The organism is Pullulanibacillus sp. KACC 23026, assembly GCF_029094525.1.
Classification (GTDB): Bacteria; Bacillota; Bacilli; order Bacillales; family Sporolactobacillaceae; genus KACC-23026.
Window position 1 is genome coordinate 210,418 of the sequence record NZ_CP119107.1, and the last position, 13,228, is coordinate 223,645.

Genomic DNA, 13,228 nt, shown 5'->3' on the forward strand with positions numbered 1-13,228 from the left:
ACAGGGATAAGAGTTCCTTTAAGTGGGACAGACATAGACATTTATAGGTTGGAATATGTATTTAGTAGAGGGCTTAGGTGATTTATAAGAGCTTGGGAATCTCCTAAAATCTATATACGGCTTGTCCGTTTAACAAGTGATACACAGCATGAATCAGCGGTCTTAAAGCGAGTTGACTAGAGGGGAGGCCGGTATTTGGGAGCATGGGTTGGACTATGGTTAATCGGAAACCTGGTTTGCACGATTTGGGTGTTGATGGATGCCTCGGAAAAACGTGGAACTAAAATCGGCTGCTTATGGACACTTGCCGTCTTTCTTTTATTCCCAATAGGATTTATAGCTTATGTTTTGGTTCGAAAGACGGATTGAAAATGTCTGGCCTAAAGGAAGGCGCATACATTTTTTTCAGTTGGAAATGATCGACTTATTAAGAGAGAAGTCCGCCATTGAGCACTTGGCAGCAACCTATTGGACCCAAAAATGCGTAGGCCGCAAAAGGTGTTCTTTAGGATAAGCGGCCAAGTTTCAGGAAATCGCTAGTCTCTAAGTTAGCTCTTGATGGAGACTTCAAGAATAACACGAAAGAGGGCCAAAGCGGATTAGAATTTTAATCTAAAAAAGACAGGAGCGAGTAGCGAAACTCATTCCTGTCTTTTATTAAGGCCAATAGCTCCCGATTCGTCACTAGCTGCTGGCTGGACCGCCTGGCTTAAGAGATCTCGAATTTCGGTTAACAGCACCTCTTGGTTAGACGGAGCTGGGGTTGAATCTTGTTCGGCATTCTCTTTGCGTTTAAATCGCAGGTAGATCCTAACGATTAGGAAAAGAGTTAAGGCAACGATGAAGAAATCCACAACCGTTTGAATAAAGGTTCCATATTTGATAACGGCTGTTCCAAAATGGATGTTGAGTTTATCAAAGCCTAGCCCGCCCAATAAAACACCGATGATTGGCATGAGCATATCATTAACGAGTGATGTCACAATTTTGTTAAAAGCTCCGCCGATAATCACGGCAACGGCCAAATCCACAATGTTTCCTTTAAAAGCAAATTTTTTAAAGTCTTGCCACATAGCTTCTCACACCCTTTCTACAACTAACTATTTCTTTTCTTCATATAGTTTATACGTTTGCTAGTTAGAATTAAAAAGGGTACAGAGATATCGGTGTTCTTCGAAATAGAAAAGCGGTCTATCATCCCTAATAAATTCCTTTTTAAATCAAAAGATTAAAGAGTTTTGGATCCTTATTAATTTCGATGTAGGAGTAACCCTGTTTAACCATGCGTTCAATAAGAGGCTGATAATCCTCAGGTTGACTAAGTTCGATCCCGACAAGGACCGGCCCTTGATCCTTATTCGTTTTCTTAGTGTATTCAAAACGGGTAATATCATCTGTTTGACTTAACACGTTCTCCATGAATTCTCGAAGGGCACCGGGGCGCTGCGGGAAGTTAACGATGAAATAATGTTTAAGGCCTTCGTAGATAAGCGAGCGTTCTTGGATTTCCTGCATCCGGTTAATATCATTGTTCCCACCGCTGATGACACAGACGACGGTTTTTCCTTTTATTTTATCCTTATAAAAGTCGAGAGCAGCGACAGATAAGGCGCCGGCAGGTTCAGCGACGATGGCACTTTCATTATAGAGCTCTAAAATGGTGGTACAGACCTTTCCTTCTGGGACAAGTACAATATCATCAAGGAGCTCCTGACAAATCTCGCGTGTCAGTTGTCCAACCTGTCTAACCGCGGCCCCATCTACAAAAGTCTCCAGAGAGTCTAAGGGGATGACTTGGTTATGTTCAAGTGATAACTTCATCCCGGCCGCCCCAGATGGTTCTACGCCAATTACCTGTGTTTGGGGATTAGCACTTTTAACGTAGGAACCGACACCTGAAGCGAGGCCGCCCCCGCCAATTCCTAAGAAAACAAAATCCACTTGGTTGTTCATATCTGTCATTAGCTCAAGACCAACTGTGCCCTGACCGACAATGGTTCGATAGTCATCAAACGGATGGATGAAGGTCATGCCTTGCTGCTCGCACAAGGCTACAGCCTGATTATAAGAATCGTCAAATGAATCCCCTGTTAACACCACTTCAACGGCTTCACCGCCAAATAATTTTACTTGTGATACCTTAAGCCTTGGTGTTGTAGTAGGCATAAAGATTTTCCCTTTAATTCCGAGCGCTTTGCAGGCATAGGCCACTCCCTGAGCATGATTGCCGGCACTTGCACAGACAACGCCTTTTTGGCGCTCTTCCTCAGAGAGGCTCTGAATTAAATAGTAGGCACCTCGCAGCTTAAAGGATCGGACTAATTGAAAATCCTCCCGCTTTAAATAAACCTCACATTCATAGCGTTTAGATAGGATATCGTTTCTTTGTACCGGTGTATGGATCACAATATCTTTTAAGATATGATTTGCAATAAAAATATCCTTTACTTGAATATGCTTCACTTTTGTATTTGTCATGATACGACTCCTTTTTGTAAAATCCAGTTGCAACAGACCACTCCACTCGGAAAATAGGGGAATGATTCATTTTGATATAAAAAATAATAAATATATTCTAACATTTTAAAAAATCTTCTGCCAAGGTTATAAAAGTTGAATTTTTATAAAGGGGATAGCCCTAAAAAACGAACGCTTATAAGAGTCTGCCCTCGGACTGTAAAAGCAAATTCTGATGAAAAATTTTTTTAGCTAATCAATCAACTTTTTCACCACAACCCCTGCTTGAGAAAGCTCAGTGCGAATGAGTTTGGCAAAGCTTAAAGCATGAGGACCGTCACCGTGAAGGCATACGGTATCTGCTTGGATCAATACATCGGTATTTTGCTGTGTTTTAACCTTTCCTTCTAAGACCATACGGATAACCTGTGAAACGGCCTCTTGATCATCCTGAATTAAAGCATCGGGTGAACGTCTAGAGGTGAGCGTCCCATCCTCTTGGTAGGTTCTGTCGGCAAATACTTCGCTTGCCGTTTCGAGTCCAGCATCTCTTCCTGCTTCAATAAGCTTACTTCCGGATAAGCCAAATAGGATAAGGGAGGGGTTATAGTCATGAATCGCCTTAGCAATCGCTAGGGCCATATTGGTGTCAACCGAGGCCATGTTGTATAGGGCGCCATGAGGTTTGACATGCTGCATGTGTCCGCCTGCCACACGGATAAAGCCCTCTAAAGCCCCCAGTTGATAGAGGATAAGGTCATAAATCTCTTGTTCGGTTAGCTGCATCGGTCGTCTCCCAAAGCCGTTTAGGTCTGGAAAGCCTGGATGTGCGCCGATACCAATCCCTTTCTCGACTGCCATTTCAACCGTTTCCCTCATCGTTTTAGGATCGCCGGCGTGGTAACCGCAAGCAATATTTACAGAGGTGACGTAATCAAGCATGTCCCGGTCTTGGCCTAACGTATAAGCGCCAAAGCTTTCGCCAAGGTCACAATTTAAATCAATGCGTGACATAATAGCCTCACTCCTTTTACAGATTCTTGTATCTATTTTTTATAAAGATTGTTTTTGCTCCTTGCGGTGAGCGCGTCATGATAACATGGGAGCAGTTAAATGCCGAAGTCGTTGGTGAATAGCTGTTTTTAATAAAGTAATCTCTTTTTCCTGCTGGATGTCTGCAGTCTGAGCGTCTTCAAGGCTTGTTTCAATAAAACGAAGCGAATCGCCTGGCTTTGTTTGAGCAATCAGCGGCAAATCAACGGTTATGACATGGCCGATACATGGATAGCCCCCGATCGTTCCCCGGTCAGCCAGCAGAATAATTGGCATTCCATCAGGAGGCACTTGTATGGTGCCGGCTTGTATGGGTTCTGAAAGCCTTGAAATAGGAGCCTTTAAGAGAAGCGGTTCTCCCTCTAGACGGTAGCCCATCCGATCAGATTGCGGGGTGACGCGATAAGAGCCATTGAAAAGGGCGCTTTGGGAAGCGGGTGTAAATAACGAAAATTCATAGCTTGGGAGAAGACGTATAGCCGGCTCGTCTTTATAAGAGGGCCGGCTCGCGTGACTAATCCCCCAACTACACTCTATAAAAAAAGGACTGTCTGAGTTCTTAAAGCGATTCAGTATGTAAGCCCTTATGTAAGGATGGATTGGCCCGGTCAATAATCGATCGCCTTTTTTTAATGGCCGTCCCTCCATGCCTCCTAGACGTGCTCTCAGATAAGTGCTTTTACTACTTAGTACGGAAGGAACATCAATGCCACCCGCTATGCAGAGATAGGCGCGGGCTCCTGTTCCTTCTGGAAATCTGAGTTCCGTTCCCTTTTTAACAGCGATCGGCTTCCACATTTGTACAGGGTGGCCCTGAATAAGTGGCTGAAAGGGTCCTCCTGTGATGGCGATTAAAGCATCCTCATCAAACTGGATGATGGCGCCTGTTAAGGTGAATTCCACCCCTGCTTCAGTCTCGGCATTGCCAACTAAGAGATTTCCGATTCGTAACGCAATCGTGTCAACCGCTCCACTGACACTGACCCCTATGTTTTGATAACCGATTCGTCCTGAATCCTGTACAGTAGCCAAAGGGCCGGGACGCTGAACAATAATGGCCATGTTTACCCCTCCTCTTCATACGAAAGAAATTCTTCTTCACTTATGGGGACAAATTGAACGCGATCGCCTGCCTGAAGCCGGCTAGGTTCAGAGGCGGACGGATCAAAGAAGGTCATAGGTGTCCGTCCGATGATTTGCCAACCGCCAGGGGTTTCAAGTGGATAAAGCCCTGTTTGACTGTCAGCAATCCCAATGGAGCCTTTCGGAACCTTTAAGCGGGGTGTTTGCCGCCTTGGTGTATGCAGAGATTTGTCAAGACCGCCTAGGTAAGGAAAACCTGGCGCAAAGCCAATCATATAGACGAGATAGTTGCCGCTCGAATGGCGGTTGATTACCTCTTCAATGGTGCACTGATGGAAGGCTGCGACATCGGCTAAATCAGGTCCATAAGGTTCGCCATAACAAACGGGGATCTGAATTAGCCTATTGTAGGTGGATTCTCTTTCGGTTTTGACCGTTTGATTGATAAGGGTCTCTATTTCCTTTTTTAGTTTAAAGTAGGGTAAAACAAAAGACGCGGGATCGGCGCTGTTTATTTTATAAGGATCATAAGTTATTGTGAGTGATGTATAAGCGGGAACGATTTCTATAATACCCGTGATGGGGGAACTCTTTAACCGCTCTATAAAGTGTTGAACTTGCTGGTGCGTCTTTCTGCTGACTGTGTTTCCAAATCGTATGGTAAGGGCGCGGTCACCAGAAGGAAAGAGGACAACTCCGTCTTGGGAATCGCTCATAAAAGACACCTCCCGATAAATGAGCACATTTTATTTAATACTATCAAAGATTGAAAATAATCCAAGTTTTTTAAAATTAACTAGGGTTAAGAAGTTCGTAATGGTCCCGTTTTTATAATGGAAGTGAGCATAGGATCATTTACATATACTTAGACGTTTATCGGTTAATGGTTTACAATATTCTAAAAAAAAGGGGTGAGCGGTATGCCCAACATTCTGTTAACAGGATTTGAGCCTTTTGGAGGAGAATCGATTAATCCGTCTTGGGAGGCGGTTAAGCAGTTAGATAGAGCAAGTATTGAAGGCCATAACGTCGTGAGTCGGCTGATTCCGGTTGCGTTCGGAACATCCATTGACTTATTAAAGAAGTCTATTGAGGAGTTAAATCCAGCTATCGTTATTGCAGTCGGGCAAGCGGGCGGGAGGTCTGCTATTAGCGTTGAACGCGTGGCGATCAATGTGAGTGATGGAAGGATTCCTGATAATGAAGGCAGACAACCGGTGGATGAGCCAATTAATCCTAATGGGCCTGTTGCCTACTGGTCGACACTGCCAATAAAAGCAGTGGTCAAGGCCATTCGAGAGGAAGGGATACCGGCAGAAATCTCGCAGACAGCGGGTACTTATGTCTGTAACCACCTCTTTTATGGCTTAATGGATAGCTTGGCTTCTAGACGGGACATTCGCGGTGGTTTTATCCATATTCCTTTTATCCCTGAACAGGCTGTTCGTCACTCAGGCCAGCCCTCCCTTGGTTTAAGAGATATCATTAAGGCTATAGAGATAGCGGTTAGAACGACATTAACTTATGAGGCGGATATAGAAGCAATCGGCGGTTCTATCCATTAATTTTTCGACAAATAGAATCTCTTAATGCTATGTGGCATAAGAGATTTTTCTTTTGAATAAAAGGGATTGGAAAGGGCGTTTTCTTTGATTTCTTTCTGTTTTAATGTAAAATTCGGTATAATATAAAAATTAACAAAAAAGATGATCCCTTCTTTTTTAGTCTTTATGATGATAAGGAGCAACTTGTATGAAAAGGCAGTTAATGGAGATTCAACATGAGGTAACGGAGATCTTTAACCATCTTCATCTTCATCCTGAGACCAGCTGGAAAGAAGTTCAAACAACCGAATTTATTTATAAATTTTTAGAAAAGCACGGTGGGAGGGTGACTCGATTCTCTGATACTACTGGGTTAGTTGGCGAAATAGGAGAAGGAAAACGCTGTGTGGCGATTCGCGCAGATATGGACGCGTTATGGCAGGAAGTGGATGGCGTGTTTAAAGCAAATCACTCTTGTGGACATGATGCTCATATGGCCATGGTTTTAGGTGTTTTTTTACTCTTAAAGAAATTAGGGCATGATTTTAGTGGTCGAGTAAAATTTATTTTCCAGCCAGCTGAAGAAGTAGGAATGGGTGCTCTAAAAATGGTTGAAAAAGGTGTGGTGGACGATGTGGATGTCCTCTTTGGTGTCCATCTTCGCCCCGTGCAAGAGCTTCCGCTTGGAAAAGCGTCTTCTGCTATCCTTCATGGGTCGGCTCAATTTATTCAAGGGACGATCCGCGGGGAGGAGATGCATGGGGCGCGGCCGCATTTAGGGACGAATGCGATCGAAGTAGCTGCTTCCATTGTCCAGCACCTAAGTGTCATTCATGTGGACCCAAGAGTGCCTCATTCAATCAAGATGACCAAGCTTCATGCCGGTGGAGATAGCTTGAACATTATTCCTGGGTCGGCTTCGTTTGGCATAGACTTAAGAGCCCAAACCAATGAGGTCATGCAAGAAATTGAAGAGCAGGTCGGCCGTATTCTCCAGCAATTAGCTGAGTTGAACGGAGTAGAAATTACAGCGAAAAAACGGGGGTGGGTCGCTGCTGCAAAGGAAAATAAAGAAGCGGAAGCCATCATGAAAGAGGCCATTGGTCAAACACTCGGTTTTCAGAATGCTGTGCCGCCTTTAGTGACAACAGGCGGTGATGACTTTCATTTTTATACGATTAAACGACCGCAACTTAAAGCGACGATGCTCGGATTGGGATGCGACTTAGCCCCTGGATTACATCATCCAAACATGACTTTTAATCAGGAAGCCCTTTTTCATGGCATAGAGATTCTAACACGTGCAACTCTCTTAACCTTATAATTGAGTAAAACAGAAATCGCAGGGGGCCATTTATTTATGCTGCAGCTAGAGACCATCACACTAACAAAGTTAAAAATGAGGCTTAAATCGCCGTTTACAACGAGTTATGGCACCATGCAGGATAAAGTCTTTTTTCTAATTGAGATAACGGAGGCAAGCGGATTATCAGGCTTTGGGGAATCCGTTGCGTTTACGGCACCTTGGTATACAGAGGAGACTGTTGACACCTCTCTGCATATGATGAAGGATTTTTTGATCCCTTTACTGTTAGAGGCACCAATTGAGCATCCAGATGAGGTGTTTGAGCGCTTCAGAATCATTAGACGAAACAATATGGCAAAGGCTGCTCTCGAGGGGGCGGTATGGGATCTTTACGCGAAGAAGCAAGGCATTAGCCTTACAGAAGCATTAGGGGGCGTTAAGTCAGCTATTGATGTTGGCATTAGTATTGGGATACAAGAAAATCTGGATAAGTTATTTGAAGTCATCGAGGACAATGTCAAAAAGGGCTACCGCCGAATTAAAATAAAAATTAAGCCCGGAATGGATCTCTCCCTTGTTAAAGCCGTTCGTGAGACATTTCCATCGCTGCCTCTTATGGTGGATGCTAATTCTGCTTATTCCCTTGAAGACCTTCCTGTACTGAAACAATTGGACCCGTATGATTTGCTCATGATTGAGCAGCCGCTCTCCCACGATGATATCCTGGATCATGTCCAACTGCAAAAGGAAATCCAAACACCGATATGTTTGGACGAGAGTATTAATTCCTTTGATGATGCCCGGCATGCCATAGATTATGGCGCTGCAAAGGTCATTAATATCAAAATTGGAAAGGTCGGCGGACTTTCAGAAGCGAAGCGGATTCATGATTATTGCTTTGAACGGGGGGTGCCTGTCTGGTGCGGAGGGATGCTTGAAGCAGGTGTTGGCCGAGCGCATAATATTGCTCTAACAACCCTCCCAGGCTTTACGCTCCCTGGTGATACCGCGGCCTCCTCGAATTACTGGGAACACGATATTATTCAGCCAGAGGTGACGGTTGTTAATGGGCAAATACAGGTCCCTATAAAACCGGGAATCGGTTATGAGATAGATCGTGAGGCCGTTCGCGGATTCACGATTGAGGACTACTCCGTTACGAGACGAAAGTAGAACAAGAGTGTTAAGTAAGATAAAAAAATAAGTTTAGTAGAATCACTACAAACCTAAGAATATTTTTGTTAAACTTTAAAAAGGCTTAATTATCAGACGAATTATAATTCTGAAACGAGGGATGATGACCATGTCCAAACAACAAATTGGTGTTGTAGGTTTAGCTGTAATGGGGAAAAACCTTGCTTTTAATATTGAAAGCCGAGGCTATTCGGTTTCCGTTTATAATCGGTCGGAAGAAAAGACAAATCAATTAGTTGAAGAAGCAGCGGGTAAGAATGTAGTTGCGACTTATTCGATTGAAGAGTTTGTCGCTTCTCTTGAAACGCCGCGTAAAATTTTGATCATGGTAAAGGCGGGCGCCCCAACAGATGCGACTATCGAGCAATTGATACCACATCTCGATAAAGGAGATATCCTGATTGATGGGGGGAATGCCTATTTTGAAGATACACGCCGCCGCAGCCAAGCGCTTGAAGCAAAGGGCTTCCATTTTATCGGGACGGGTGTTTCAGGTGGAGAAGAAGGGGCATTGAAAGGGCCTGCCGTCATGCCTGGAGGCAAGAAAGAGGCCTATGAACTCGTCGCACCGATTCTAACGGCAATTTCAGCAAAGGTGAACGGCGACCCATGCTGTACTTATATTGGTCCAGATGGTGCAGGTCACTATGTGAAAATGGTACATAACGGGATCGAATATGGCGATATGCAGCTGATCTGTGAAGCTTATAATCTATTGAAAAATGTGCTTGGTCTTAATGCAGATGAGCTTCATGCTATTTTTAAGGAATGGAATCAAGGTGAGCTTGACAGTTATCTGATTGAAATCACGGCAGACATTTTTACGAAAAAAGATGACGAAACAGGCAAGCCTTTAGTCGACATGATTTTAGATACAGCAGGTCAAAAAGGCACAGGGAAATGGACGAGTCAAAGCGCCCTTGACCTTGGGGTACCTGTCTCCATCATTACTGAATCGGTGTTTGCCCGCTTTATCTCCGCTATGAAAGAGGAACGGGTGGCTGCAAGTAAAATCCTTTCTGGTCCATCTCCATCTTACAGCGGCTCAAAGGAAGAGTTAATTGAGGCGATCCGAAAAGCACTTTATGCAAGCAAAATCTGTTCTTATGCTCAAGGCTTCTCACAAATGCGTGCCGCTTCAGAAGCGAATGACTGGAACCTGCAATATGGCAACATTGCGATGATCTTTAGAGGCGGGTGTATCATTCGTGCGGCCTTCCTTCAGAATATTAAAGAAGCCTATGATCGTGATCCAGAGCTTAAGAACCTTCTCCTAGACCCTTATTTCAAAGAGATTATTGAAGGGTATCAAGGAGCGCTAAGAAAAGTGGTAGCGGTAGCGGTTGAAAACGGCGTGCCCGTTCCAGGTTTTTCAAACGCCATTGCTTACTACGACAGCTACCGTTCTGAAGTCCTGCCGGCTAATCTACTCCAAGCACAGCGCGACTATTTTGGTGCACATACTTACCAGCGAATTGACAAAGAAGGCATCTTCCACACCCAGTGGATGGACTAAAAAAGGGGAGGCTTGGGACAAAACTAAACTAACTGACTTAATACCGAACACTAAATGTTTATAAGGACAGAAACAAATAGGAAGCGTAGTCTAAATACGGAGACGCCAGTGGAAACAGCACGTGTCCGAAGACCCCGCAAGCAAGCGGTTTCCTTGCTGAGGAGGCTTGGGCCGTGCCCGCGGAAAGCGGCGTGTTTTGACTAGCGTTTCACAACTGACTTAATTTATAAATGAAAAACCGAACCCATCACGTTAACAGGTGTGAATAAGTTCGGTTTTTTCTATTCGTCAACGACTTCTGTCCCAGTCTCTTTTTTTCGGGTGATGATGTGAGAGTTATCGGTATTTACTTTTTTGCTGAGTCTATTTGTGTTATTTTATAGGAGTATAACTTGAATAGGAGATTTTTTTTTGAAACCTTTTTTCCGGAATCTCGTATTATTAACCAAAGCAGGTTATTGGCCTACACGCAATTAATAGAAAATCGAGAGTTTCTTTAAATGACTCGTTCCATAAATCCTTTATTAGGAGTGATGAAATGGCTATTTCACTAGTGAAAGGTCAAAAAATTGATTTAACCAAAGGCAATGCGGGGCTTACTTCTTTATTAGTAGGACTAGGATGGGATCCAGTTAAACGCGGTTTCTTCCAGCGTACCCCTAATATTGATTGTGATGCTTCGGTGCTAATGCTGAATCAACAAGGGCGTCTTGAGCGTCAAGAGGATGTTGTTTATTTTGGACATTTAGCAAGCAGTTGCGGGAGTGTTCGCCACACAGGGGATAACATTACGGGGGAAGGCGATGGAGATGATGAACAAATCATTGTCACCCTTAATCAGGTTCCAGACCGAATTCACCGTTTGCTTTTTGTTGTTAATATCTATCAATGTGTGGAGAGAAAACAAGACTTTGGTATGATTCAGAACGCCTTCATTCGGATGGTTGATCAATCAAAAAGACAGGAATTGGCTCATTTTAACTTGTCAGAAGACTATGCAGGAAGAACCGCACTTATTCCAGGAGAGATCTATCGCCATAACGGTGAGTGGAAGTTTAATGCTCTTGGTCAAGCGACGAATGATCGCTCTTTATCGGAAATAGCTCAGCGTTACACTTAATAGATCGAGTAAAACAGCGATCAGGATTTCATTTGTTTAAAAACGATTAAATGGAGGAATGAACGATGACGATTACACTTTCTAAAGGGCAGCGTATTGACTTAACTAAAACCAATCCCGGCTTGACAAAAGCCATTATAGGTCTCGGGTGGGATACGAATAAGTATTCAGGCGGTCATGACTTTGACCTTGATGCATCGGCTTTTCTAGCGGATGCGAGCGGTAAGGTCGTGAATGAACTGGAGTTTGTTTTCTACAATAACATGAAGAGTCCTGACGGCGGTGTGGAACATACAGGTGATAATCGTACGGGTGAAGGGGAAGGGGATGATGAACAAATCATCATTGACTTTCCGAAATTATCCAGTCACATTGAACGAATAGGGATCGCTGTAACGATCCATGAGGCTGATGTACGCAATCAAAATTTTGGCCAAGTTTCCAATGCTTTTGTTCGCGTTGTTAATCCAGAAACAGATGAAGAAATTCTTCGTTATGATTTGGGTGAGGATTTTTCTATCGAAACAGCCGTTATTGTCTGTGAGCTGTATAAACATCAAGGAGAATGGAAGTTCAACGCCATCGGAAGTGGCTTTTCCGGGGGATTGGCTGCTCTTTGCCGAAATTATGGGCTAGATGTGTAAGAGAAGTTTGATTGGCTTCTCTATTAGGCTCACTAAAGGAACATCAAAATAATAGAATGAGTTAAGGAGAATTAAATTCGATGACTGATTTCTTTCATCATCTATTTGCAACCTATGGTCAGTTTTTTTCAGCAAATGCAATAAAGGATATGGTAGCCGATCCAGGCAGCTGGGGCGTTGTCTTAAGTCTTGTGGTTTTAGAAGGTCTGCTATCTGCAGATAATGCGCTTGTTCTTGCTGTCTTAGTTCAGCATTTGCCTAAGAAAAGTCAGAAAAAAGCGTTGTTTTATGGAATTATTGGGGCTTACTTGTTCCGGTTTATTGCGATCGGTATCGGGGTCTTTCTCGTTAAATTTACGCTTATCAAAGTGCTTGGAGGACTCTATCTTTTATGGCTTGCTGGTAAGAACATCTTCAAGAAGGATGATGAAGATGGGGAGGTTGAGAACAAGGGTTTTGGTTTTTGGAAAACAGTGCTTGTTGTAGAATTAATGGATATTACTTTTAGCTTAGATAGTGTTATTGCAGCTTTCGGTGTTTCCAACAAAGTTTGGGTGCTGTTCCTTGGAGGGATTCTTGGGATTTTGATGATGCGCGGTGTCGCTCAGCTTTTCTTATTGCTTATTCAGAAATTCCCAGAGTTTGAAATGACCGCGTTTATTCTAATTGCGATCATTGGGATTAAGATGCTGCTAGGTGCCTTTGGACTTGATATCAGTGAATTTCTCTTCTTTGGCATTTTAGTTCTAGCCTTTCTTGCTACGTTTGTTGTCCATGCTATTAAAAAGGGATCATCAAACCATACCATCAGCAAGTAATCATTTTAGTATTAAAACCAATATAAGGTAAGGGGGATTCGCGAGACTCCTGCGGAAAAGAAACGGCTGTCCCGATTCGGGAAAAGGTAAGAGAGCTTGGCCGTTTTCTGCGGGAATTTAAGCGGATCCCTCTTTTAGTCTCTGGTTTCCGGATGCTTTGTCTATTTAAGCGGAGCGTCCTAGACAAACATAGAGCAAGGAAACAAAGAGACAGCTGGGCAAAAAGACTAGGAAGAAGTTCGGTTTTGCATGCAGGAATGGTATAATAATGATGGATAGAATCAGTGAAAACCCTAGGACTTCTAGGATCGAAATGAATTTGAATAAGAACATTCTGTTGACGAGTGATTTTGTTTCTTCGGAGAGGTGCCGACTCACCTTTTCTTTGAACATCAAAGAACCCCCCTCTATTCTTTACCTTAGAAATATGCAGATAGAGAAAAAGGTGTGACGATGGCGGTTTAGTAGACAAGGGTAATTGAGTCGTGATTCA

The 13,228-nt window shown here is 43.5% G+C and carries 13 protein-coding genes; 8 read left to right on the top strand and 5 right to left on the bottom strand.

Features of this window, described 5'->3' with window-relative positions; all coding sequences use genetic code 11:
- Positions 1–195 precede the first annotated feature (195 nt).
- Positions 196–369 carry a hypothetical protein gene (locus tag PU629_RS00970; RefSeq protein WP_275282394.1) on the top strand — a complete coding sequence of 58 codons (174 nt, stop codon included), beginning with the start codon at positions 196–198 and terminating at the stop codon, positions 367–369.
- A 272-nt stretch (positions 370–641) separates the two neighbouring features.
- Here PU629_RS00970 and mscL read toward each other — a convergent pair whose 3' ends face one another.
- The 5 genes from mscL to pxpB all read right to left on the bottom strand — a co-directional run bounded on the left by mscL (position 642) and on the right by pxpB (position 5,309).
- Positions 642–1,073 carry a large-conductance mechanosensitive channel protein MscL gene (gene mscL, locus PU629_RS00975; RefSeq protein WP_275282395.1) on the bottom strand — a complete coding sequence of 144 codons (432 nt, stop codon included), beginning with the start codon at positions 1,071–1,073 and terminating at the stop codon, positions 642–644.
- Positions 1,074–1,215: 142 nt separating this feature from the next.
- Complete coding sequence (gene ilvA / locus PU629_RS00980) at positions 1,216–2,478, bottom strand: threonine ammonia-lyase IlvA (protein ID WP_275282396.1); 1,263 nt, start codon at positions 2,476–2,478, stop codon at positions 1,216–1,218.
- Between the two features lie 231 nt (positions 2,479–2,709).
- Entirely contained in the window at positions 2,710–3,471 is a 762-nt protein-coding gene (locus tag PU629_RS00985; protein ID WP_275282397.1) for a LamB/YcsF family protein, read from the bottom strand.
- Between the two features lie 75 nt (positions 3,472–3,546).
- A complete protein-coding gene (locus PU629_RS00990; RefSeq protein WP_275282398.1) occupies positions 3,547–4,572 on the bottom strand; it encodes a 5-oxoprolinase subunit C family protein in 1,026 nt (341 codons plus the stop codon).
- Positions 4,573–4,574: 2 nt separating this feature from the next.
- Positions 4,575–5,309, bottom strand: a complete 735-nt coding sequence (gene pxpB / locus PU629_RS00995) for a 5-oxoprolinase subunit PxpB (RefSeq protein WP_275282399.1) — start codon at positions 5,307–5,309, stop codon at positions 4,575–4,577.
- Positions 5,310–5,513: 204 nt separating this feature from the next.
- Between pxpB and pcp the strand changes: the two genes are divergently transcribed.
- From pcp to PU629_RS01030, 7 genes are all read left to right on the top strand, one after another.
- Positions 5,514–6,158, top strand: a complete 645-nt coding sequence (gene pcp / locus PU629_RS01000; RefSeq protein ID WP_275282400.1) for a pyroglutamyl-peptidase I — start codon at positions 5,514–5,516, stop codon at positions 6,156–6,158.
- Positions 6,159–6,345: 187 nt separating this feature from the next.
- Complete coding sequence (locus PU629_RS01005) at positions 6,346–7,461, top strand: M20 peptidase aminoacylase family protein (protein WP_275282401.1); 1,116 nt, start codon at positions 6,346–6,348, stop codon at positions 7,459–7,461.
- A gap of 36 nt (positions 7,462–7,497) precedes the next feature.
- Entirely contained in the window at positions 7,498–8,616 is a 1,119-nt protein-coding gene (gene menC / locus PU629_RS01010) for an o-succinylbenzoate synthase (RefSeq protein ID WP_275282402.1), read from the top strand.
- Positions 8,617–8,746: 130 nt separating this feature from the next.
- Complete coding sequence (gene gndA / locus PU629_RS01015; RefSeq protein WP_275282403.1) at positions 8,747–10,153, top strand: NADP-dependent phosphogluconate dehydrogenase; 1,407 nt, start codon at positions 8,747–8,749, stop codon at positions 10,151–10,153.
- A gap of 538 nt (positions 10,154–10,691) precedes the next feature.
- Positions 10,692–11,273 (top strand): TerD family protein, encoded by a 582-nt coding sequence (locus PU629_RS01020; RefSeq protein WP_275282404.1) that lies wholly within the window; start codon positions 10,692–10,694, stop codon positions 11,271–11,273.
- 65 nt (positions 11,274–11,338) lie between these two features.
- Positions 11,339–11,917: a TerD family protein gene (locus PU629_RS01025; protein WP_275282405.1), complete on the top strand. Its 579-nt coding sequence runs from the start codon at positions 11,339–11,341 to the stop codon at positions 11,915–11,917.
- Between the two features lie 80 nt (positions 11,918–11,997).
- Entirely contained in the window at positions 11,998–12,735 is a 738-nt protein-coding gene (locus PU629_RS01030; RefSeq protein WP_275282406.1) for a TerC family protein, read from the top strand.
- The last annotated feature ends 493 nt before the right edge of the window (positions 12,736–13,228 follow it).